This window comes from Demequina rhizosphaerae, from assembly GCF_000971255.1.
GTDB classification, from domain to species: Bacteria; Actinomycetota; Actinomycetes; order Actinomycetales; family Demequinaceae; genus Demequina; species Demequina rhizosphaerae.
In genome coordinates this window covers 26,041-46,400 of sequence record NZ_BBMC01000005.1, presented here as the reverse complement: position 1 = coordinate 46,400, position 20,360 = coordinate 26,041, and the positions used below count along the sequence as shown (strand labels likewise).

The window sequence follows — 20,360 nt, the reverse complement described above, 5'->3', positions numbered from 1 at the left end:
CCCACCATGAACGCGACCGCCACGCCGAAACGTGCCGTCGTATATGTGCGTCTGTCGCGCCACCAGGGCGCGGCCGACCCGTCGACGTCGCCGGAGTCACAGCGCAAGCGCTGTGAGGCGTTCGCCGAGGCGAAGGGCTGGGAAGTCGTCGAGGTCGTCGAAGACCTCGACGTGTCGGGGTCTGACAAGGGGGACCGCCTCAACCGGCCGGGTCTGAAGAAGATCCGCAAGCGCTGGGCCGATATCGACGTGGTGATCTTCGCAAAGATCGACCGCCTCGCGCGCAACGTCGTGGACTTCAATACGTTCGCCGAGGAGGCGAAGGGGCACGGAGTCGCCCTGGTCTCGGTCGCAGAGTCGCTCGACCTTTCGACCCCCGGCGGACGGTTCACCGCGAATATCCTCGCGGCGTTCGCCGAAATGGAAGCGGCCACCATCCAAGCCCGTGTGAAGCAGGGGCGCGTGGACCTAATCGAGGCCCGCCGGTGGGCAGGCACGCGCCCGCCCTACGGCTATCGGTCGGCGCCGCATCCGAGCGGGAAGGGGCGCGGCCTGGTGCAGGTCCCGAACGAGGTCGAGATCCTTCGCGGCATGGTCGCGGAGTTCCTCCCGCATGGCGCCGCGACCGATCCCGCGAAGCGCCACGGCTCGGCGAACGCGATCGCGCGTCGACTCACAGCGGACGGCATCCCGGCGCCGCGATCGGCCTACCGGCGCGCGCAACTCGCCGCGCTCGACGGTCGACCCGTCGAGGATCTCGCGGTGCTCGACCGGGGCAAATGGAACGCCTCGACGGTGCGCGCGCTTATGCGCGGGAACGCGCTCGCCGGGTACATGACGCGCGACCCGGAGCGGATCGGGAAGGATCGGCCCGACCCTGCGAGCCTCGATGTCGTCCGCGACGCGCACGGCGCGCCCGAGGTCGTATGGTCGCCTGTGGTCGACGGCTCGACTCTGCGCGCGCTCCGGAAGCGATTCCCGGCGTCGACGCGCAAGGCACCCGCCGGGCCCGTGAAGGGCCGCAAGCCGAGCGGCCTCCTTTCGGGCAAGGACGGGCTCGCCAAGTGCGGGCTCTGTGGCGGCACTATGAACGGCGGCACCTCGGGCGGCTCGCCGTCGTATCGGTGCGACCGGCCCGGCGGTGGCGCGCTCTGCTCGGGGGTGAGCATTCGCCGGGCGGCCCTCGACGCGATCGTCGAGGAGGCGTTCCTCGGGGCGTATGGGCGACTCCTGGTGACGATCGTCGAAGAAGTCGCCGACGACACAGCGCTCGCGGCGGAGCGCGAGGAGGTCGACGGCCTGCTCTCGGATCTGGAGGCGCGCAAGCGCGCCGCAAGCCCGGCCGATCGTCGGCGCCTGCTCTCGGAGGAGGCGGCGCTGTGGGAGCGCCACGACGCGCTCGGTGTCGCCGCGCCGGAGACGCGGACGGTCGTCCGCGAGACCGGCGAGACGTTCGCCGAGGCGTGGGAGTCTGCCGATCTGGTCGACCGTCGCGCGTTCCTCGCCGCGAGGATCGACCTCGTCGAGGTGGCCCCGGCATCGAAGAGCACGCCGCGCGTCGACTCGTCGCGGGTCACGATTTACTGGCGTCTGACGGGAGAGGATGCGCGCGAGATCCTCTCGCCCGCCGAGGCGGTCGCCGCACGTAGCGCGTTTACACCCTGCCGAGCCCCCGGTCGCCATGATGCGGCCGGGGGGGTCTGTTGTGTGGTCGGAGGTCGCCGGTAGGTTCGGCGGCATGGACGCCAGAGAGCCGCTCGACCCGCGCGATCGCGACCACCTCCTCGCCCTGGGCTTCCGCCCGGACCCGTCCCCGGAGCCCGCTCCGGAGGCCGTGGAGGCCGCTCTGGCGGCGATCGCGGCCCGCCCTGAGACCGATCTCCCCGAGGCCGCCGCGAAGGCGTGCTTCTACACGATCCAGGCCGCCCAGGCCGACGGGGCGACCTCCGCCGACGGGGCCGCCATGATGCTCGCGTTTATCGCCGCTCGCGAGCGCCTGGAGGCCGAGGCGGCGGTCGCGCGGCTCCTGCCGTAGCCCAGCAATCGCCAGAGCCCCCAGGGTGCGCGAATGGCCCCCGACCCGGACCCTGGGAGGGGTGTCGGGCCGAGGGCCTGAGAGGGTTGGCTCTGAGCGTCGGACACTGCCTGACTAGGACACGTTGCGCAGTGTGCTGAAAGTTGAATCGGCTAGCCCGCGGTTAAGAAGTGTCTCCTGCCGGTCGCGGTCGCGATAGACCGGTCTTCAGCCTGCGACAGCGATGGGTCCCGGTCAACCGGGACAAGCATCTCGGCGTTGACGCCCAGGGCGTCAATGTGGCTCTCAACCTCTCGCACGACTGGCTCGGGCAGGGGGCCCGTGAACTCGACGCGAATCCGCTCACCGTCGATCGCGACGTTGACACCCATCGGCCAGTTGGCACGCTTCAGCGTCGCATTGATGGCATTCGAGAGGCGCGCCACGTCATGGCCTGAGGGCATCCGTAGCCCTTGGACGCGCTGTGCGGCAACTTGCCGCTCTAGCGAATCGAGCCGCGTCAAGAGGCGGTCGTCGCGTTCCTTCTCAGCGGGCGCAGGATCCGAGCCTTTCGAGGCGTTAGCGGCTTCGAGAATCGGTGCGAGGTCGCGCTCCAACTCGGGCCACAGGCGCTCGAACGCGCGGTCGAGTGGTCCAGTTTCGAGAGGTGTCTCTAGCGCGCCATTCAGTGAGCAAACAAGCCGGAAGACTTCCTCCCGTGTGGGTGAAGTGACAGCGTTGAAGAGGCGAAGCGGGCCGTCAAGATCGGCGGTGGTCGTGCCGATGAGGAACGGCACGACGCGGTTGTCCTCGAAAGCAACCGCCAGCGCGCCCGCCTCGAAATGGAGCCATTGCGAGCCGCTGTTTTCGGGCGTGACGATGACGATGCCGAAGCGCGCGCTGCCTAGTTCCTTGCGGAGTTCGCCGGGCCAGCCAACGCCCTTCTGTAGACCGTCCTCGCTCATGAACGGCGCGCACGCCTGAATGAGGTCCTGAAGCCATGGGCTCAGTACGCGCGCGACAGACCTCGCCGTATCGCCCGACCAACTAATGAACACCTTCGTAGCCATGCTGTTGCCCCCCGGGGCCAATCTCTGAACCTCTCGCTCGCGCATCGTAGCGCGAAGGTTCAACTACCAGGGGTGAGTTAAAGATCGGCATTGTTGCCGAGTCCCAATCCCGCGCGCGTAGTGAGGCGCTATGCCTACTGGGCTTCTGGCCGAGGGGGTGTAGAAGTCCTCCCCCCACCCCGCGATGTCAGTCGAGCGGGGTGGACGGATCGGGCATTGGGAGTCCTGACCCGTCGGTCGACCGCGCGACGCGGTCGACCTCGGCGAGCCACGCGTCGAGGTCATCGCTGAACACGCCGTGAAGCGCGAACCGTTCCGGCCAGAATGCGATCGGCTCCTCGGTGTGCTCTGGTCGGATCTCGGCGAGGGTCCGCCCGGCCCGTCCGCTCGGGTCTTCCCAGTGCTCGGCATAGTGGCGGAGGTAGGTGAAGAGATCGGCATCCGGGAAACGGGGTAGGGCTTCCAGGCGTGAGCAGGCTTTGACGACGTGCGCGATTGCGAGGAGGGCGAAGTGACGTTCGGCGGCGACTTGCCACCAGTCGCCGACGGTAGGTGACGCCTCGCCGCGCCCCGAGGAGTTGTCGAGGCGGTTCAGGGCTTTGCCGAGTCGCGCTAGTTGCGCGCGTGCGGCATGCGCCCAGAACACGGCAAGTCGCGCGACCTCATCGTCAGTGAGTGGTTCCGCCACGACACCAGGCTACTTGTGCCGGGTGCCACGGCGGAATGACCTACGCGACGGCGAGGGCGGCGGCGCGGGCACGGGCGCCGAGGGTCGCGAGAGGCCCAGACGTGAAGCGGGCGTCACGCTCCACGGACTCGCCGAGGGAGATCCGCTCGACGGTCGGACCGTTGAGGCGGTCGAGGATCTCGCGGGCCTCGGCTGCGTGCGCCTTGTCATCGAGGATCGCCGAGAGGCGGCGCTGGAGCGCGCGGCGCGCGTGGGCGCGGGCCGTGCTCCGGGCGGGGTAGCGGCAGGGCGGGTCGACGTGGGCGGCCAGGGGCGCCAGGGCGAGGGCGGTCATCCGAGGTGGCCCGGGACGCCGACGAGGACCGGGAGCGGCTCGTCGTGGGCGGGCGTGCGGGTCGGCGTGAGCGCCGGGGCGGGGCGGCCGAGGCCGTGGTCGGTGGGGGTCATGCGGGCGGGTCCTTTCGGTCGGGTGCTGGCGTCGACGGAGTCGGCCAGGCGGGCGGGCTTGCTCAGGGACGCGACCGCGATCGCGGCCCTGTCCTCGGGGTCGAGCGGGCCCGCCGGGCGGGCGGTCCAGGGGGTCAGGGTCGGCATGGGGTCCTATCGGGTCAGGCGGAGAGCGGGGCGGCGGTCGGTCAGGGGCGCCGGGCGGAACGTGATCGTGCCGCGACGCTTCACGGGGGCGCCCCAACGCTCGGCGGCGAGGGCGTAGAGCGGGAGCACGTCGAGTCCGCCCGGAGCGCCCGCGTCGACGTAGGCGCGACCGAGGTCCGGGCGGGCGATCGCCTCGGCGTCGTCGAAGGTCGCCAGGAACGCCGCGACGGCGTCCTCGTCGACCACGGGGCGGCCGTCGGGCAGGTACGGCCGGACGAGGGCCAGAGCGGCGCCCTGAGCGGCGCGGGAGGCGCGGAGGTCGAGGGCGGTGGCGCGGAGGGCGTCAGCGTGCCAGTCGAGGCGGTCGCCGCGCGTCGTAGGCGGTCCGTCCGGGACGAGGCCTACCTCGGCGAGCCGGGCGTCGCGCGCGGGATCGAGGGGCAGGTCGTCGCCGCGAGCGCGGAGGGCGGCGGCGAGCGCGCGCTCCAGGGGCGTCGCCCAATCGAGCAGGGCGAGCCAGTCGCGGAGGGACGCCGAGGTCCCGGCGGCGGCGAGATCCGCGCGCCCGGCGGCGCGCGCGGCGGCGAGCCAGGAGGTCGGGAGGGACTCGCCGGACGACTCCGCGATCTCGATCTCGTACTCGGCGACGAGGGCGATCTCGGCGGCCTGGTCGGCGAGTGCGGCGCGCGTCTTGGAAAGGGCGCCGAGAGCGGCGGCCGCATCGTCGAGGACGTCGGCCAGGAGGCGAGCGGCCTGCGAGGGCTCGACGGGCTCGCCGTGGACGGCGTAGCCGAGGCCATGGCGGTACGTCAGACCGCGCGCGGCGAGGTCAGCCGCGAGGGGCTCGGCGGGCATGTGCCCGACGCGCCAGGGGCGCGGGCCGGTCCGGCGCTGGATCCGGTCGGCGAGGGGCGGCAGGGGCGAGGCGTCGAGGTCGGCGTCGAGGCACCAGGCGACGAGGCCGCCCGGGGCGGCGATCGGGAGGGCGGGGAGGTCGAGGCGGGCGCGCGCGTCGGCGAGGACGTCCGCGAGCGGGGTCGAGGGCATGGTCGGGGTTGCCTTTCGGAGTGGGGTGCGGGCGGTGCCCGGGACTGAGGGCGGGCGGAAGATGGGCGCGCAACGGAGTAGCCGCGTGTGTAAACGGCCTCCGGCCGGTCAAGGTGGCGGAGCCACCCCCGGCGCCTGAACAGCGCCATTGCCAGCGCAACTAATAAGGGCGGCGAGGCAGGGGGCAAGGGGGGTTGGGCATGGGGTCAGCCGGCGATTTAGAAGCTCCTGCTAGGTGCCACTAGGGGGCAAGGGGGCAAGGGGGTACCTAGGGAGAGAAGAAGCCTTAACGACTAACAGGAAACACACCTAGAACCGTCACTTCGTCACCCGGGCGCCGAGAGCGGCCCGGGCCTCGGCGAGGCGGCGGCGATAGGCGCGCTGGCGGCAGGCGTTGGAGCACGTCACGCGCCGAGGGTCGGCGTCGACGGGCAGGGGGCGGCGGCAGGTGCGGCAGGCGACGAGGTGCGCGGTCATCGTGGGTCCTTCGGGCAGGCGTTACGGAGCGAGGGCAAGCGCAACGCCCCCGGCACGGGCGAGCCTTTAAGGACCGGGCCGGGGGCGTTGGCGTTGGTGGAGTAGGCCGGGAAGCCCGGGCCTGCTCGCGAGAGCCGGAGAGGCTCTCAGGGCCGCTCTCACGGCCAGGCCTGCGAGGCTTAGGGCCGGGCAGGGGTGGCACGCGAGAGGGCGGGAGCGGGGCGCCTGCGATTTGTCAGGCGGTGGCGTCGTAGGCCGAGGGCGTGCGGACGTCGCCGACGAAGCCGCCGGGGCGGCCCGTGGCGAGGCGCTTCAGGTCGGCGCGCTCGCGGTGCGTGAGCATGACGCCGGTCGCCGTGTCGAGCGTGAAGCCGTTCCCGTCGAGGGTCTCCGAGCGGAGGCCCTGCGGGTTCTCCCACTCGCGCCGGGCGGCCTTCAGGGTGATGACGCGCGCCAGGGGCGGGGCGTCGGCCTCCCAGGCCTCGGCGACGCGCTCGGGGACGGTGGCGAGCACGACGGCCGTAGCGTCGTCGAGGGCGGCGACCGCGCGGGCGAGGTCCGAGCCCTGGAGCCCGCCGGGCTCGAAGCCGAGGCGGGTCTCCAGGGCGGACACGTCAGGCGGCAGGGCCGCCACGCTTACGCGCCGGTCGTGTTGATCGCGACCGCGCCGATCCCGTCGGTGAGCACGGTCTCGCCGGTCTCGGCGTCGTGCTTCGGGATCGGCAGGAGCGCGGCGCCGACGAAGGTCGACACGGTCGAGAGGCTCTGACCGTTGGCCGGGTTGGTGCCACGGAGCACGCGCACGGCGAAGCCGCCGTCGGCGGTGCGGTGCGCGGCCGAGTTGGTCTCGTCGAGTGGCTCCGGCGCGACGATCGCGAGGCCGATCGCGGCGCGGACCATGACCACGAGGGCGGTCGGCGCCACGCGGTTGTTCTCGACGATCGTCATCCCGGCGACCTTCGGCACAGCCGCCGAGGTGTCGACGTCGTCGCCCGAGAGGAGGAGGTCGGCGTACGCGGTCGAGCCCGCGACGACGACGATCTCGCCGGGGACCTGGTTCGCGCGGAGCATGGCGCGGGCCTTGACCAGCGCGGCCTTCGGGTTGGCGCTGTCGTAGGTGATCGAGGCCTCGGTCGCCATGCCGTCGATCAGCGCGGCGACCTTGCCCTCGATCTTGCCCGCGACCGCGCGGGCCTGCGGGGCGAGGATCTGGCGGGTGTAGTTCTCCAGGTCGAGCGTCGACTCCGAGAGCGAGAGCGACACGGTCGAGTAGGCCTCGGCGTCGACCGAGATCGGGAACGTCTGCTCGACGACGCCGTCGACCGTGTAGTCGGTCGTGACGCCGAGGGCGCGCTCCGACGCCGAGGTCGAGCCCGGCACGGCGATGTTCACGGTCGAGCCCTGGCCCGGCGCGAAGCCGATCGAGGCCTCGGTGTAGACCAGGCCCGCGAGGCCGAAATCGGCCTTCGCCAGGTCGGCGGTCACGCCCGCGAGGTCGCGAGGATCCAGAAGGGTGTTCGACATTTGTTGTCCAATCGGGGAGGGGTGTGAGGGTGGGACGTCCTCGCCGAGCGGCGATGCCGGGCCGCGTCATGCGCTGGCCGGGGGCGAGGCTGGGCTCCGCGTCGCGCCTGGCGATCGGAGGGGTCTGGGCTCGTAGAGACAGAGACGCGAGAGCCCCCGGCGGACCTGTCTCACGGGTCCGGCCGGGGGCGGTGCGTCGACCGCGTCGCGCGAGCCCAGAAGCGCGAGGCGGGAGTCGGTGGGGGCTAGATCCGCTCGGCGGCGATCTTCGCCGCGAGGGCGCCGAGATCAGTCGGCACGGGATCGGCGTCGCCGGACGAGTGACCCGGGACGGGTGCGAGGCGGGGCTCCGGGCGGGTCCGGAGATCCGAGCCCGGGGCGGGCACCTCGGCGGCGCCACGGAGCGCCGCGAGGGTCGCGGCCTTGCGCTCGACGTCCTCGGCGGAGTCGCCGGACAGGAACGCGAGCGCGTCGGCCTCGGCGGCGGCGTCGAGGCCCTCGGGGAGCGGGTGGCGCCGGAGAGCGGACTCGCGCCAGAGAGCGCGCTCGGCGTCGCTCTGGGCGGCCTGGGCGGCGGTCAGGGCCTCGGTCGCCTCGGTCGCCTTCGCGGTCGCGGCGTCGCGCGCGGCGCGGGCCTCGTCGCGCTCGGCGCGGAGGTTCTGGACCAGGGTCCAGGCCCGGGCCGGATCGAAGTCCTCACCCCACGGTGCGGCCTTCGCGTCGGCGGCGGGCGCCGGGGCGGGAGTCTGCTCGGTCATGCTCGGTGTCCTCCTGGGACGTAGGCGCTCGGGGATCCCGGGCGCGGGTGAGGGAGGGCCACGCCGAGGGCGGCGGGCCGGGAAGTCTGCGGGGTGTCCTCGCGCTCCGTCGCCGCCGAGGGAGGGAGGCGACGACGGAGCGACCAGGAGGACGCGGGGCGGGTGACCGACCAAAGTCACGTCCCGGTCTGGGCAGGGTCGCGGCAATCGCGCTTGTGCTCGCACACCTTCACCCCTGAAGAAACGAGCGCGGCGATCGAGCCGCAACCTCTCCGGATTGCCCGGGCGGGGTAAGCAAGCCCACCACCGGAGAGGCGCCCGCGTCGATTGAGAGAGGTCGACGCGGGCTGATCCGGTTCCTAGGCCGGACTACTGAGGCGGGCGCGTGGCCCGCTGAAGAGAGTCCCCTCGGCGGTGCGTCGCGTCGCGACAACCGGCACGACGGCGCATCACGCCGAGGGGGAGTGCCCGGGCGAAGGAGGGAGCCCGGGACAGGGGTACAGGCGCCGGAGCCGTCCGCTCGACCGCTTGCCCTCGGAATGAGGAGACGGTCCGGCGCCTGTGAGATCTAGGAGGCCGCGAGCGCGGCGCGGCCTGCTTCCATCCACTCGCGGCGACGGATGTAGGTCGCGCGATAGCGGCACTTGGCCGAACAGTGGACGGCGTCGGCACGGAGCGCGGCGGGGATCGGGCCGCGACACAGAGCGCACGTGCGGGAGTCGGACACGGGGGCACCTCCAGAGGGTCGAGCGGCTCACGAGGCGGGTTCCCTGCCTCCGAGGTAGGAGTAGGCCGGGGTGCTCGCGTAGGGGCCCGATTCGGGCGGTTTCGGAGGGCGCGGATGCGCATCGTTACCGGGCCGCAATCAAGGGACGCCGAGCGGGCGCCGGGGCGGGCGGCGTGGTGAAGTGGTGAAAGTGAGGGTCTCTCTAGTTACTCGCTATGAGAAGAAGAAGAGATCTCCATAGCGGGTAACAGGGAACAGGGTCACTTTCGTCACTTCACCACTCCCGGCCGCCTCCGGCGCCCCTCCCGGCGACGTCGCCCGGGCACGAGATAGCCCCCGCCGCGATCGCTGGGGGGCACCGATCAGACGGGGGCAGGCCGTCTAGTGTAAACGGGGTGACGGGTGGCGACTAGAGCGAGAGCCCAGTCGGATGACAAGAGTCATCACGCTTGCGTCTACTGCTTCGCGCGGCCGTCGCACCGCTACCTCGAGCTCGACGCGGGCGTCGACTTCGACCGGCAGATCATCGTGAAGATCAACGTCGCCGACGCCCTGCGCAAGGACCTCGCGAGGCCGTCGTGGAGCCGCGAGCACGTCGCGCTCGGCACCAACACGGACCCGTACCAGCGGGCCGAGGGCCGCTACCGGCTCATGCCCGGGATCATCCGCGCGCTCGCGGACTCCGGCACGCCCCTGTCGATCCTCACCAAGGGCTCGCTGCTGCGCCGCGACCTCCCGCTGCTGGCCGAGGCGCGCAAGCAGGCCCCGGTCGACCTCGCGCTGTCGATCGCGATCGCGGACGACGAGCTCCAGCAGGCCATCGAGCCCGGCACGCCCACCACGCAGGCGCGGCTCGCGACCGTGACCGCCGCCGCGGAGGCCGGCTTCGACGTCGCCGTCTTCATGATGCCGATCCTGCCGTTCCTCACCGACTCCGAGGAGCACCTCGACGCCGCGCTCGGCCGCATCAAGGCCGCGGGCGCCACCTCGGTCACGTACACCGCGCTCCACCTCCGCCCCGGCGTGAAGGAGTGGTACGCGCAGTGGCTGCACGCGCATCGTCCCGACCTGGTCGGGCGCTACCGCGACCTCTACGGTGACGGCGCGTACGCCCCGAAGGAGTACCGCCGGTGGCTCGCCGCCCGCATCAAGCCGCTCATCGCCGCCCACGGGCTGGAGCGCACCCCCGAGGATCCCAACACCGGCACCGTCGCGTCGCGGGCCAACGCACGCGACGACGAGGGGGAGTGGCGCCGCACCCGCGCGTACGGGGACGATGCGCCGGCCCCGCGGGCGGAGCCGCTCACCCTGTTCTGACCGCCGTTTTGCGCGGCGGTCGCGCGGTGTCATAAGGTCGGATCAGGTCCTCACGGACCTCGTGAGACGAGCAGAGGGCTTCCCGCCCCGCCGCCCACCCGCGGACGCGATCCCCGACGGATCCCGCCCGTGCCGACAGTGCGAGCCGCCGATGGCCGCGTCGGCCCACCGCCCCTCGCGACACCACCCGCTGCGTCCTGTCCGACAGCTCCTCCGCAGCCCCAGCGAAGGAGCACCCATGTTCACCACCGACCCGATCGCGATCGCCCAGGCCCAGCGTCTCGCGGGCGCGGCGCTCGCCCAGCGTCCGTCCCGCCGCCCGTTCCGCGCGCTGCACCGCCGCATCGTCGCCGCGGAGGTGCGCGCTCTGACCCGCGCACTCGCCCGCGCCCGGCGGGCGGAGGCCCGCGCGCGGCTGGCCTGAGGCGGCGTCAGTCGAGGAGGAAGGCCTCGCGCAGCATCGACCGTACGAGCGCGGGCACGTCGAGCCGGCCGGGGTGGAGGGCGTCGTAGACCTGCATCCCCTCCCAGCTCGCCACGAGCACGGCGGCCCGGTCCTCGGGGCTGAGCGGGTCGTCGTGGCCCCCGTGCTCGGCGCGCTGCGTGCGGATGGTCCACGCGATCAGCGTCGTGACGAGCTCGTGGCGGCGCTGGAGCGTCTCGCGCGCGGGGTGGTTCTCCGCGCCCGCCTCGGCCGACAGCACCGAGAGGAGCTGCACGAGGCCCGGGGTCTCCGCGTTGCGCGCGGCGGTCGCCGCGAAGCCGTCGGCGATGAACTCGGCGCTGATGGTCTCGGGCAGCTCCTCCGGCATGCCCTGGGCGTCGTGCCACTCGATCACGGCGAGGAGCAGCGCGGTCTTGTTGCCGAAGTGGTGCAGGAGGGTCGAGTGGTCGACGCCGGCCTCCTTGGCGATGCTCCGCAGCGAGGCGCCGTAGAAGCCCTTCTGCGCGAAGGCCGCGGCGGCGCTCTCGACGATCGACTGCTTGGTCGCGCGTCCGGTCGCATAGCCCTCGGGCATCGGAGGTCCTCTCAATCCAGGGTGGACGGCCGCGATTTCCACCAAGCGGTGGAAGTTGTTACGCTCATCCGCAGAAGTCCACCACATGGTGGAACTTGAACCAAGGTACTGAGCGATGACGATATCCGACAACCGACGACGCTTGCGGACCGAGCTGACGCTCGCCGAGAAGGCGTCCCTCATGTCCGGCGCGAACTTCTGGAACACGAAGCCCGTCGAGCGCCTCGACGTGCCGTCGATCATGCTCACCGACGGTCCCCACGGCCTGCGCAAGCAGGGCGGCGCCGCCGACCACCTCGGCCTCAACGCGAGCATCCCCGCCACGTGCTTTCCGCCCGCCGCGACGCTTGCGAGCAGCTGGGACCCGAGCCTGCTCGAGCTGGTCGGCGCGGCGCTGGGCGCGGAGGCGGCCGCCGAGGACGTGAGCGTCCTGCTCGGCCCCGGCCTCAACATCAAGCGCAACCCGCTCGCCGGCCGCAGCTTCGAGTACTTCTCCGAGGACCCGCTGCTGTCGGGCACCTCCGCGGCCGCGCTCATCCGCGGCATCCAGTCGCAGGGCGTCGCCGCGTGCGCCAAGCACTTCGCGGTCAACAGCCAGGAGACGCACCGCATGACGATCGACGAGATCGTCGACGAGCGCGCCCTGCACGAGACGTACCTCGAAGGCTTCCGCATCGCGCTCGCCCAGGGCGACCCGTGGACCGTGATGAGCTCGTACAACAAGGTCAACGGCACCTACGCGAACGAGAACGTCGAGCTGCTCGACACCACCCTGCGGCGCACCTGGGGCTTCGACGGCCTCGTCGTGACCGACTGGGGCGGGAACAACGACCGCGTCGCGGGCCTCGTCGCCGGCAACGCGCTCGAGATGCCGTCGACCAGCGGCGTCACCGACCGCGAGATCGTCGCGGCCGTCGAGAACGGCGACCTCGACGAGGACGTCCTCGACGCCCGCGTCGCGGAGGTGCTCGCGCTCATCGCGCGCACCCGCCGGGACGATGCGCCGGCCCCGGTCGACCACGACGCCCACCACGAGCTCGCGGTCGAGGCCGCGCGCCGCTCGATCGTGCTGCTCGACAACCCGCTCGAGATCCTTCCCCTCGGGCCGGACGCGGGCCGCGTCGCGGTCATCGGCGACTTCGCCGCCCGGCCGCGCTACCAGGGCGCCGGCAGCTCGCTCGTCAACCCCACGCGCGTGGACTCGGCGCTCGACGCCCTGCGCGCGAGCGGCCTCGACATCGTGGGCTACGAGCCCGGCTTCGCGCGCCGCGACAAGCCCTCGCGCCGCCTCCGTCGCCGCGCCGCCCGGCTCGCGCGTCGCGCCGACGTCGTGCTGCTGTTCCTCGGCCTCGACGAGTCCGCCGAGGCCGAGGGCGTCGACCGCGCCCACATGCGCCTCGCGCAGAACCAGCTGGTGCTCGCGCACCGGCTCATCGAGTCGGGCGTCCCGGTGGTCGTGGTGCTCGCGGGCGGCGCGCCCGTCGAGCTGCCGTTCGCCGACGAGGCCGCGGCGATCGTGCACACTTACCTCGCGGGGCAGGGCGGCGGCCGGGCTGTCGCCGACGTGCTCACCGGGCGCGTCAACCCCAGCGGCCGCCTCGCCGAGACCTACCCCCTCGTGTACGCCGACGTGCCGTCCTCGACCTCGTTCGCGCGCACCGAGGCCACGTCCGAGCACCGCGAGAGCATCTACCTCGGCTACCGGTACTTCGACAAGATCGAGACCCCCGTCCGCTTCCCGTTCGGCCACGGTCTCAGCTACACGCGGTTCCGCTACGAGGAGCTCGAGGCGGGGGAGACGTCGGCGCGGGTCACCGTGACCAACACCGGCGACCGGGCCGGCGAGGAGACCGTCCAGCTCTACGTCGAGGCACCCGACGCCGCCGTGGGCGAGGTCCGCGCCCCGCGCGAGCTCCGCGGCTTCGCGAAGGTCGCGCTCGCGCCGGGGGAGAGCGCCACGGTCGAGATCCCGTACGCCGAGCACGCCTTCGACGTCTACGACGTCGAGCGCCACGGCTGGCGCACCGTCGGCGGCACCTACGCCGTCCTGGCCGGCGCATCGTCCCGCGACATCCGCCTGCGTCGCGAGCTGGGCGTCGACGGCGAGCCGATGCCCGCGGTCGACGCGGAGCGGCTCCCGCACTACGTCGACGGCCGCGTCGACCGCGTCAACGACCGCGAGTTCGAGGCGCTGCTCGGCCGCCCCCTGCCGCCGTCGCGGTGGGCCATGGGCGAGCCGCTCACGCGGGACGACATCATCGCCCAGACGCGGGGCCGCGGCGGGTTCGCGGGCCTCCTGTACCGGCTCATCGAGGGCGCCTACGCGCTGCTCATGGCGCTGGGACGGCCGCACGCGGCCAACAACACCCGATTCGTGCTCGACCTGCCGTTCCGGTCGGTCGCGCGCATGAGCGGCGGAAGGGTCGACGACGCGATGCTCGACGGCCTCCTGCTCATGGTCAACGGCCGATTCTGGCGCGGTGTGCGCCAGGTCGCATCGGCATGGCGCGCTCGGCGAAGGAGCGAGCGCGTCCAGAGCAACAACTGAGAGAGACATGTCTACGCGCAAAGAGATCAAGCAGGAAGCCGTTGCACGCGTCAGCGAGGAGCGTGCGGCGAAGCGCGCTCGTCGTGACGAGCTCCAGGCGATGACGCCCGAGGAGCGCACGGCGGCGAAGGCCGCGGACCGCAGCGCGGCCCGCGACGCCAAGAGGACGGCCAAGGAGGAGCGCGCGGAGGTGCGCGCCACGATGAACCGCGCCCAGCGCCGCGAGGCGAAGCGTCGCGAGCGGGTGTACCGCAAGGTCAAGCACCGTCCGCGTCGCGCGATCGGCTGGGGCGTCACCGCCGCCGCCGGCGTCGGCGTCGTCGTGCTCGCCGCTCCCTATGTCGGCGGCATCATGCGCGTCGCCTCGCTGAGCTTCACGGACGACACCCCCGAGGCCGCCGCGGCCCGCGAGGCTGCGCTCGGCGTCGCCGAGAGCATCTCGGACGAGGGCATCGTGCTGCTGAAGAACGAGGCGGGCGTCCTGCCCCTCGACGGGGGCGTCAACGTGTTCTCGTTCGCGTCGTTCAACCTCCGCCTGGGCGGCGGCGGCTCCGGCGGCTCGAACACCGCGGGCGCGCCCACGCTCTACGAGGCGCTCGAGGCGCAGGGCGTCGAGTACAACGCCGACCTCTACGCGACGATGCACGAGGCGGGTGCCGAGCACTCCGAGGGCTCGTCCAACGCGTTCGTCCAGATTGCGGGCGCGCTCACCGGCGCGGGCGCCGACCACGAGCCGGCCCCCGACTACCTCACCGACGACGTCCTCGCGCAGGCGCAGTCGTTCTCCGACACCGCGATCGTCGTGGTCGGCAACGACGGTGTCGAGGGCTCGGACCTGGTGCAGGAGCAGCTCCAGCTCACGGCGGAGCAGCGCGCGCTGCTCGACGCGGTCACCGCGGTCCAGGAGAACGTGATCGTCGTGGTGAACTCCGGCAACCAGATGGAGCTCGGCTTCCTGGACGAGTACCCGCAGATCACCTCCGCGGTGTGGATGGGCACCCCCGGACCGCAGGGCGCCGCCTCGCTCGCGAAGGTGCTCACCGGGCAGGTCAACCCGTCCGGCCGCCTCACCGACACCTACGCGTACGACATCGCGAGCGCGCCGGCTGTCGAGAACTTCGGCGACTACAACTACACCAACGTGAAGCGCGGCTTCCTCGACTACGAGGAGGGCATCTACGTCGGTTACCGCTACTACGAGACCCGTTTCGAGGGCGATGAGGCCGGATACGCCGGCACCGTCCAGTACCCGTTCGGCTACGGCCTGAGCTACACCGACTTCACCTGGGAGGCCGCCGAGGCGGTCGTGGCCGACGACGCCGTGTCCGTCGACGTCACCGTGACCAACACGGGCGAGGTCGCGGGCAAGGACGTGGTCCAGGTCTACTTCGCCGCGCCCTACACATCCGGCGGCATCGAGAAGTCGGCGATCGAGCTCGGCGGCTACGCGAAGACGTCGGTCCTCGAGCCCGGCGCCTCCGAGACCGTCACGGTGACGTTCGCTGTCCAGGACATGGCGTCGTGGGACACCGCCGCGGGCGGCGCCTACGTGCTCGAGGCGGGCGACTACGCGATCTCGGCGCGCACCGACGTGCACACGCCCGTCGCATCGTCCACCGTGACGGTCGCGAACGACGTGACCTACGAGGCGGACGCCGACACCGGCGTTGCGTACGAGAACCGCTTCGACTACGTCGAGGGTGACCTCACGTACCTGTCGCGCGCGGACTGGGACGGCACCTACCCGGCGGCGCCGGACGGCACCGAGACGGCCTCCGACGAGGTGCTCGCGCTCATGGATCCGACCTTCGAGCCCGCCGACGGCGACGCGCCCACCTACGGCGCGGACAACGGCCTCACCCTCGCGGACATGGCGGGCGTCGCGTACGACGATCCGCAGTGGGACGCGTTCCTCGACCAGCTCACGCTGGACGAGCAGATCGACCTGTTCTCGTACGGCGCCTACCAGTCCGTCGCGATCGAGCGCCTCGGCGTGCCGTCGATCACGATGCTCGACAGCCCGGCGGGCCTCAACTCGCTGTTCTCGCCGCTCGACTCCGCGGCCTACCCGACCGAGGTCGTCATCGCCTCGACGTGGAACGACGACCTCGCCTACGCGTGGGGCGAGTCGGTCGGCACCGAGGCCAAGGCCTACGGCGTCGAGGTCTGGTACGCGCCGGGCATGAACCTCCACCGCACCGCGCTGGGCGGTCGCGACTTCGAGTACTTCTCGGAGGACCCGCTGCTCACCGGCAAGATGGCGGCGGCCGTGGTCGCGGGCTCGCAGGACCAGGGCGTCCCGGTCACGATCAAGCACTTCGTGCTCAACGACCAGGAGGTCAACGCGCGCACCGGCATCAACGTGTTCGCGTCGGAGCAGGCGCTGCGCGAGCTGTACCTCAAGCCGTTCGAGATCGCGGTCAAGGAGGCCGATGCGGCGGGCGCGATGAGCTCGTTCATCAACCTCGGCGGCAGCTGGGCCGGCGGCAATGAGGACCTGCTCCAGGAGGTCCTCCGCGGCGAGTGGGGCTTCGAGGGCTTCGTGTCCACCGACGCTGTGCTCGGCGGCTGGATGGCCCCCGAGCTCGCGGCCCGCGGCGGCAACGACTGGATGCTCGCGGTGTTCCCCTCGGCGACGGTCAAGGCCACCAAGGCGGCCGTCGACGCGGATCCGGCGGGCATGGGCGCGAGCCTGCGCGACCGCGTCCACGCGATCCTCTTCACCATCGCGAAGACGAACGCCGTCGGCTGACCCACCCCCGGAGGACGGCGGGGCGGCCCACGCGGCCGCCCCGCCGTTCCTCCCTCGTCCAAGGAGACGACCCCCGATGACCGACACCACCGTCGCCACGGACGCGCCCGCGTCCGCACCTCAGCCCCGCCGGCGTTGGAAGCGCGCGCTCGCCATCACCGGATCCGTCGTCGGCGGCCTCGTCCTGGTCGGCGGCGCGCTCGGCGCGTGGTTCCTCTACGCGCCCGCGCCCGACGAGCCCGGCCTCGCCGCGAGCGTCGAGCGCCGCACGCTCGAGGTCGACGGCATGACGCGCGAGTACCTCGCCGTCGTGCCCGACGGCCTGCCGGACGATGCACCGGTCGTGCTGGCCTTCCACGGCTCACGCATGGACGCCGAGGGCGTCCGCGCCGCGGCCGGCTACCGCTTCGACGAGCTCGCCGTCGAGCGCGGCTTCGTCGCGGTGTACCCCGAGGGCTACGAGATGACGTGGCACGGCTGCCGTGCCGAGACCCCGTACCCCGCCCGCCTCGACGACGTCGACGACGTCGCCTTCGTCCGCGCGGTCGTCGCCGACGTGGCGGAGCAGGACGGCGCGAGCACCGACATGGTCTTCGCGACCGGCCTGTCCAACGGCGGCCACATGTCGATCCGCCTCGCGGAGGAGGCCCCGGACCTGGTCCAGGGCATCGCGCCCTTCGCGGCCGCGTACCCCGCCGAGTCCAACAACGTGTGCGAGTCGAGCGGCGCCGCGGTGCCCACGATGTTCGTCCTCGGCACCGACGACCCGATCAACCCCTTCGAGGGCGGCGAGGCCGGCACGGTCGGCGGCAGCCTGGGCGAGGTGATGTCCGCGGAGGAGAGCGCCGCGTTCGTCGCCGAGCGCAACGGCCTCGACATGACGCCGGAGATCGCGGCCTTCGCGAACACCGACGCGGCGGGCACGAGCGACGTCGCCGTCACCGTCTACGACGGCGCGGCTCCCGTGCTGCTGTTCTCGGTCGACGGCGGCGGCCACGTCATCCCCAACCCCGTCTACTCGCAGCCGCGCGTCATGGGCGGCACCACCGCATACCTCGACGGCCCGGCCGCGGCGGTCGACTTCTTCCTCGGCGCCGCCTGACGGGGAAGGCGGCCGGGGCGCGAGGCGTCCCGCCCGCCCCTACTCCGCCTCGTCGCTCACGCGGGTGTACGTGTGCTCCATGAGGTTGAGCAGCGGCGTCGCGACGAGGCTGTGGTCCGACACGCAGTTCGCGGGCGGGATGAGGTTGCAGTACTCCACCACGGTCAGGGCGAGCTCGTCGCCGTCGAGGCTCCAGGCATAGGTGACGCTCTCCTCGCTGTCCTCGCCGAGCATGGTGAACTGGTCCCCGTCGACGGTGAAGGTCCCGACGTCGCCGACGGGCTCGCCGCCGTCCTCCCACACCTCGCCGTCGAGCACGTAGCGGCGCCACCATCGGTTGTCCTCGATCGATACACGGAGCACGATGCTCTCGGCGCCGGTCCCGGTGTCGGTGTCGGCGAGCCAGTCGTGGAGCTCCCCGGGCGGGGCTTCGAACTCCCACGTGCCGGTCAGGACGCCGTCACCGTACGTCGCGGGATCGGGCTCGGCAGCGGGCGGGGGAGCGGCGGACGGCGGTTCGGTCGCCGCGACCGTCGCTACCTCGTCGTCGGTAAGCGCGCTGTCGTAGACGGCCACGCCGGCGATCGCGCCGGGCCAGAAGTTCACCGGGACGCCGTCGCTGAGCGAGCTGCCGATCTCGAGGGGCCCCGTCGCCTGCCACGGCCGGTTGAAGGGGGTGGTCGCAGTCAGCGTGCCGTCGACGAACAGGCGGAGCTCGCCCGCTTCCGCGTCGTACACGCCCGCCGCGTGGTGCCACGCGCCGTCCGTCACCTGGGGTGCCTCCCCGGCGGCGCGAAACGTGGTGCTCGAGTCCGAGGAGTCCGCGGTCTTCATCGTGAAGTCGCAGGAGCCGTCGTCGCAGCTGAGGTAGAAGGCGCCCGCGACCTCGCCGATCTGGCTCACCGCGGCGGCGCCCTCGAGGCGGTCGGGCGTGCGCGAGACCCACGCCACGACCGTGAAGCTCTCCGTGGTGACGACGGGACCCGGCGTGGACGTCGCAGCGAAGCCGGAGGTGCCGTCGAGCGCGAGGCCGGCCGGGTCGAGCACGTACGTGCCGGCGAAGTCGAGGTCGACGCCGCCCGCGGACGCGGCCCCGTCCCCCATGAGCGGCCAGGCCCACGTCGGTTCCGGCGGGTCGTCCGCAGCGCACGCGGGCAGCACGGCAAGCGCGAGGGTGCCGGCAGCGACTCCCGCGACCCAGCGCCACCATGGGCGTGCGTGGATCGAACGCGACGCGATCTTCTCCGACATGCGGCCTCCCCCCGGAGCGCGACATCGACGTCGGGCCCGGGGCGGCGTGTGCGAGGCGCGCGGAGCGGGCCGACTCGAGACTACGCCTCTCGGATCGTGCGCGCGGGGTAGCGTCGAGCTGTGGACGCCGAGCGCACGTTCCTGGCCTGGATCCGCACGGCGGTCGGGCTGCTGATCGCCGCGCTGCTTCTCGTCGCGCTCGACGTCCCGATCGACGAGGGCTGGCGGCTGGGCGCGGCGGGGCTGCTCCTGCTGCTCGCCATCGCCGGCGCGGCGCAGGGCATCTACTCGTGGCGCACCCACGCGCGCGCCGCTCGGGACGATGCGGGCGCTGCGGGCGCTGCGGGCGACGCCCCGCCGGACCTGCGCATCGGCTCGTGGATCGCGTGGGGCGTGGTCGTCGCCGTGCTGCTCCTGCTCGTCGGCTGGGTGATGACCTGACGGGTCGCTACTCGCCGGTGGGCTTCTCCTCGTGGCCGCCGAAGCCCTTGCGCATGGCGGACAGGGTCTTCTGCGCGTAGTCGTCGAGGTCGCGGGACGCGAACCGGCTGTACAGGGCGGTGGTGAGCACCGGGGTGGGCACGCCCTCGTCGATCGCGGCGATCGAGGTCCAGCGGCCCTCGCCGGAGTCGGACACGTGCCCCGAGTACGAGTCGAGTTCCGGGTCCTGGCGCAGCGCCTGCGCGGTGAGGTCGAGCAGCCACGACCCGATCACCGAGCCGCGACGCCACACCTCCGCGACGGCCGCGGTGTCGACGTCGTACCGGTAGAACTCGGGGTTCGCGAGCGGCGCGGTCTCCGCGTCCGCGGTGCGCTCCTGCGCGCCGATGTTGGCGTTGCGCAGCACGTTGAGGCCCTCGGCGTACGCGGCCATGAGCCCGTACTCGATGCCGTTGTGGACCATCTTGACGAAGTGGCCCGCGCCGGTGGGGCCGCAGTGGAGCCAGCCCTCCTCGCCCGGCGCAAGGTCGCCCGTCAGCCCGGGGGTCCGCGGCGCCGCGTCCGCGCCCGGCGCGATCGTCCGCCAGATGGGCGCGAGCCGCGCGACCACCGCATCGTCCCCGCCCACCATGAGGCAGAAGCCGCGCGCGAGGCCGTGGACCCCGCCCGAGGTGCCGACGTCGACGAGGTGGAGGTCGCTGTCGGCCAGCGCGGCGGCGTGCGCGATGTCGTCGCGGTAGTAGCTGTTGCCGCCGTCGATGACGGTGTCGCCGGGCTCGAGGACCGCGGCGAGGTCGGAGATTACCTGCTGGGTGATGGCGCCCGCGGGGACCATCACCCACACCGCGCGGGGCGCCTCGAGAGCCTCGACGAAGCCCGCGAGCTCGCGCACGGGCACCGCACCCTCGGCGGCGAGCGCGTCGATCGCGTCGGGGGAGACGTCGTGGACGGCGACCGTGTGGCCGTCGCGCATCAGCCTGCGGGTGAGCCCGGCGCCCATGCGCCCCAGCCCGATCATGCCCAGCTGCATG

The 20,360-nt window shown here is 72.5% G+C and carries 20 protein-coding genes; 8 read left to right on the top strand and 12 right to left on the bottom strand.

Annotated elements, in window-relative coordinates; translation table 11 throughout:
• Positions 1-6: 6 nt before the first annotated feature.
• The gene (locus AOM07_RS08265) at positions 7-1,728 is read left to right on the top strand and encodes a recombinase family protein (RefSeq protein WP_062312711.1); all 1,722 of its coding nucleotides are present in this window, start codon (positions 7-9) and stop codon (positions 1,726-1,728) included.
• A gap of 10 nt (positions 1,729-1,738) precedes the next feature.
• Positions 1,739-2,035, top strand: a complete 297-nt coding sequence (locus AOM07_RS08260) for a hypothetical protein (RefSeq protein WP_156171878.1) — start codon at positions 1,739-1,741, stop codon at positions 2,033-2,035.
• A gap of 152 nt (positions 2,036-2,187) precedes the next feature.
• Here AOM07_RS08260 and AOM07_RS08255 read toward each other — a convergent pair whose 3' ends face one another.
• From AOM07_RS08255 to AOM07_RS08220, 9 genes are all read right to left on the bottom strand, one after another.
• Entirely contained in the window at positions 2,188-3,084 is an 897-nt protein-coding gene (locus tag AOM07_RS08255) for a toll/interleukin-1 receptor domain-containing protein (protein WP_062312707.1), read from the bottom strand.
• A 187-nt stretch (positions 3,085-3,271) separates the two neighbouring features.
• Entirely contained in the window at positions 3,272-3,772 is a 501-nt protein-coding gene (locus AOM07_RS08250) for a hypothetical protein (protein ID WP_156171877.1), read from the bottom strand.
• A gap of 40 nt (positions 3,773-3,812) precedes the next feature.
• Complete coding sequence (locus tag AOM07_RS08245; RefSeq protein ID WP_062312704.1) at positions 3,813-4,106, bottom strand: hypothetical protein; 294 nt, start codon at positions 4,104-4,106, stop codon at positions 3,813-3,815.
• On the bottom strand, positions 4,103-4,366 hold the full coding sequence (locus tag AOM07_RS08240) for a hypothetical protein (RefSeq protein WP_062312702.1): 264 nt from the start codon (positions 4,364-4,366) through the stop codon (positions 4,103-4,105). Before AOM07_RS08240 ends, AOM07_RS08245 begins: the two co-directional genes overlap by 4 nt.
• Before the next feature lie 6 nt (positions 4,367-4,372).
• Positions 4,373-5,413: a hypothetical protein gene (locus tag AOM07_RS08235; protein ID WP_062312700.1), complete on the bottom strand. Its 1,041-nt coding sequence runs from the start codon at positions 5,411-5,413 to the stop codon at positions 4,373-4,375.
• Between the two features lie 318 nt (positions 5,414-5,731).
• Positions 5,732-5,890 (bottom strand): hypothetical protein, encoded by a 159-nt coding sequence (locus AOM07_RS14720; protein WP_156171876.1) that lies wholly within the window; start codon positions 5,888-5,890, stop codon positions 5,732-5,734.
• A 235-nt stretch (positions 5,891-6,125) separates the two neighbouring features.
• Positions 6,126-6,503, bottom strand: a complete 378-nt coding sequence (locus tag AOM07_RS08230) for a hypothetical protein (protein WP_156160799.1) — start codon at positions 6,501-6,503, stop codon at positions 6,126-6,128.
• A 23-nt stretch (positions 6,504-6,526) separates the two neighbouring features.
• A complete protein-coding gene (locus AOM07_RS08225; RefSeq protein WP_062312698.1) occupies positions 6,527-7,414 on the bottom strand; it encodes a P22 phage major capsid protein family protein in 888 nt (295 codons plus the stop codon).
• Positions 7,415-7,659: 245 nt separating this feature from the next.
• Positions 7,660-8,172: a hypothetical protein gene (locus AOM07_RS08220; protein ID WP_062312696.1), complete on the bottom strand. Its 513-nt coding sequence runs from the start codon at positions 8,170-8,172 to the stop codon at positions 7,660-7,662.
• A gap of 1,129 nt (positions 8,173-9,301) precedes the next feature.
• Here AOM07_RS08220 and AOM07_RS08215 point away from each other — a divergent pair.
• Together AOM07_RS08215 and AOM07_RS08210 are read left to right on the top strand one after the other, a co-directional pair.
• Complete coding sequence (locus AOM07_RS08215) at positions 9,302-10,216, top strand: radical SAM protein (protein WP_084830202.1); 915 nt, start codon at positions 9,302-9,304, stop codon at positions 10,214-10,216.
• 238 nt (positions 10,217-10,454) lie between these two features.
• A complete protein-coding gene (locus tag AOM07_RS08210; protein ID WP_062312695.1) occupies positions 10,455-10,640 on the top strand; it encodes a hypothetical protein in 186 nt (61 codons plus the stop codon).
• 7 nt (positions 10,641-10,647) lie between these two features.
• Here AOM07_RS08210 and AOM07_RS08205 read toward each other — a convergent pair whose 3' ends face one another.
• On the bottom strand, positions 10,648-11,235 hold the full coding sequence (locus AOM07_RS08205) for a TetR/AcrR family transcriptional regulator (protein WP_062312693.1): 588 nt from the start codon (positions 11,233-11,235) through the stop codon (positions 10,648-10,650).
• A 115-nt stretch (positions 11,236-11,350) separates the two neighbouring features.
• Here AOM07_RS08205 and AOM07_RS08200 point away from each other — a divergent pair, with 115 nt between their 5' ends.
• The 3 genes from AOM07_RS08200 to AOM07_RS08190 all read left to right on the top strand — a co-directional run bounded on the left by AOM07_RS08200 (position 11,351) and on the right by AOM07_RS08190 (position 17,637).
• Positions 11,351-13,783 (top strand): glycoside hydrolase family 3 C-terminal domain-containing protein, encoded by a 2,433-nt coding sequence (locus tag AOM07_RS08200; RefSeq protein WP_062312692.1) that lies wholly within the window; start codon positions 11,351-11,353, stop codon positions 13,781-13,783.
• Between the two features lie 7 nt (positions 13,784-13,790).
• Complete coding sequence (locus tag AOM07_RS08195) at positions 13,791-16,535, top strand: glycoside hydrolase family 3 protein (protein ID WP_084830200.1); 2,745 nt, start codon at positions 13,791-13,793, stop codon at positions 16,533-16,535.
• 76 nt (positions 16,536-16,611) lie between these two features.
• A complete protein-coding gene (locus tag AOM07_RS08190) occupies positions 16,612-17,637 on the top strand; it encodes a CE1 family esterase (RefSeq protein ID WP_062312689.1) in 1,026 nt (341 codons plus the stop codon).
• A gap of 39 nt (positions 17,638-17,676) precedes the next feature.
• Here AOM07_RS08190 and AOM07_RS08185 read toward each other — a convergent pair whose 3' ends face one another.
• Positions 17,677-18,888 carry a LamG domain-containing protein gene (locus AOM07_RS08185; protein ID WP_062312687.1) on the bottom strand — a complete coding sequence of 404 codons (1,212 nt, stop codon included), beginning with the start codon at positions 18,886-18,888 and terminating at the stop codon, positions 17,677-17,679.
• Positions 18,889-19,008: 120 nt separating this feature from the next.
• Here AOM07_RS08185 and AOM07_RS08180 point away from each other — a divergent pair, with 120 nt between their 5' ends.
• Entirely contained in the window at positions 19,009-19,329 is a 321-nt protein-coding gene (locus AOM07_RS08180) for a DUF202 domain-containing protein (RefSeq protein WP_062312685.1), read from the top strand.
• Between the two features lie 7 nt (positions 19,330-19,336).
• Here AOM07_RS08180 and gnd read toward each other — a convergent pair whose 3' ends face one another.
• Positions 19,337-20,359: a phosphogluconate dehydrogenase (NAD(+)-dependent, decarboxylating) gene (gene gnd, locus AOM07_RS08175; protein WP_062312683.1), complete on the bottom strand. Its 1,023-nt coding sequence runs from the start codon at positions 20,357-20,359 to the stop codon at positions 19,337-19,339.
• Between the last annotated feature and the right edge of the window lies 1 nt (position 20,360).

Coding starts and splice junctions, on each gene's coding strand:
- gnd (WP_062312683.1), bottom strand. CDS start 20,359: ATGCAGCTGGGCATGATCGGGCTGGGGCGCATGGGCGCCGGGCTCACC.
- AOM07_RS08245 (WP_062312704.1), bottom strand. CDS start 4,106: ATGACCGCCCTCGCCCTGGCGCCCCTGGCCGCCCACGTCGACCCGCCC.
- AOM07_RS08260 (WP_156171878.1), top strand. CDS start 1,739: ATGGACGCCAGAGAGCCGCTCGACCCGCGCGATCGCGACCACCTCCTC.
- AOM07_RS08225 (WP_062312698.1), bottom strand. CDS start 7,414: ATGTCGAACACCCTTCTGGATCCTCGCGACCTCGCGGGCGTGACCGCC.
- AOM07_RS08235 (WP_062312700.1), bottom strand. CDS start 5,413: ATGCCCTCGACCCCGCTCGCGGACGTCCTCGCCGACGCGCGCGCCCGC.
- AOM07_RS08220 (WP_062312696.1), bottom strand. CDS start 8,172: ATGACCGAGCAGACTCCCGCCCCGGCGCCCGCCGCCGACGCGAAGGCC.
- AOM07_RS08200 (WP_062312692.1), top strand. CDS start 11,351: ATGACGATATCCGACAACCGACGACGCTTGCGGACCGAGCTGACGCTC.
- AOM07_RS08205 (WP_062312693.1), bottom strand. CDS start 11,235: ATGCCCGAGGGCTATGCGACCGGACGCGCGACCAAGCAGTCGATCGTC.
- AOM07_RS14720 (WP_156171876.1), bottom strand. CDS start 5,890: ATGACCGCGCACCTCGTCGCCTGCCGCACCTGCCGCCGCCCCCTGCCC.
- AOM07_RS08240 (WP_062312702.1), bottom strand. CDS start 4,366: ATGCCGACCCTGACCCCCTGGACCGCCCGCCCGGCGGGCCCGCTCGAC.
- AOM07_RS08195 (WP_084830200.1), top strand. CDS start 13,791: ATGTCTACGCGCAAAGAGATCAAGCAGGAAGCCGTTGCACGCGTCAGC.
- AOM07_RS08265 (WP_062312711.1), top strand. CDS start 7: ATGAACGCGACCGCCACGCCGAAACGTGCCGTCGTATATGTGCGTCTG.
- AOM07_RS08190 (WP_062312689.1), top strand. CDS start 16,612: ATGACCGACACCACCGTCGCCACGGACGCGCCCGCGTCCGCACCTCAG.
- AOM07_RS08210 (WP_062312695.1), top strand. CDS start 10,455: ATGTTCACCACCGACCCGATCGCGATCGCCCAGGCCCAGCGTCTCGCG.
- AOM07_RS08255 (WP_062312707.1), bottom strand. CDS start 3,084: ATGGCTACGAAGGTGTTCATTAGTTGGTCGGGCGATACGGCGAGGTCT.
- AOM07_RS08185 (WP_062312687.1), bottom strand. CDS start 18,888: ATGTCGGAGAAGATCGCGTCGCGTTCGATCCACGCACGCCCATGGTGG.